1 protein-coding gene is annotated in these 668 nt (G+C 66.6%); it reads left to right on the plus strand.

Translation table 11 applies throughout. The features are described 5' to 3' along the window. Window positions 1-668, plus strand: a 668-nt coding sequence (locus PMI18_RS22510; RefSeq protein WP_007897293.1) for a T1SS-143 repeat domain-containing protein, incomplete at both ends; no start/stop codon positions are given.

Here is a 668-nt window from a genome sequence, read left to right on the forward strand (position 1 = left end):
CAGCGGGTGCCTACACCTTCACCCTGCTCAAGCCGCTGGATCATGCGGCAGGTAACAACGAGAACGACATCACCCTCAACCTGGGCTCGCTGCTGCAAGCCACCGACAAGGACGGTGACACGGTGACAGCCGCGGCCGAGAAACTGGTCATCACCGTCGACGACGACACGCCGACGGCGACCGGGACCGCCGTGTCGGGAACCGTCGACGAGGACGGCCTGGCCAATGGCATTGCCGGTGGTACGGGCGACGTGACCGGCGAGGCGACCACGGCCGGCGGCAGCGTGACTGGCATCTTCCAGTCGGGCGCCGACACGCCGCTGAGCTATGCCTTGTCGAGTAATACCAGTGGCTTGCCGGCGCTGAGCTCGGGCGGGGTGGCGCTGGTGTACAGCGTCGCGGGCGGCACGCTCACCGCCAAGGCCGGCGTAGCCGGTGCCGACGTGTTCACCTTCAGCCTCACCGCAGCGGGTGCCTACACCTTCACGCTGCTCAAGCCGCTGGATCACGCGGCTGGCAACGACGAGAACGACATCACCATCAACCTGGGCACGCTGCTGCAGGCCACCGACAACGATGGCGACACGGTGACGGCCGCGGCCGACAAACTGGTCATCACCGTCGACGACGATACCCCCGTTATAGGGACAGCCCCTGTGCAGGATGTC

The sequence above is a fragment of the Pseudomonas sp. GM102 genome (genome assembly GCF_000282555.1).
In the GTDB taxonomy this organism is placed as follows: Bacteria; Pseudomonadota; Gammaproteobacteria; order Pseudomonadales; family Pseudomonadaceae; genus Aquipseudomonas.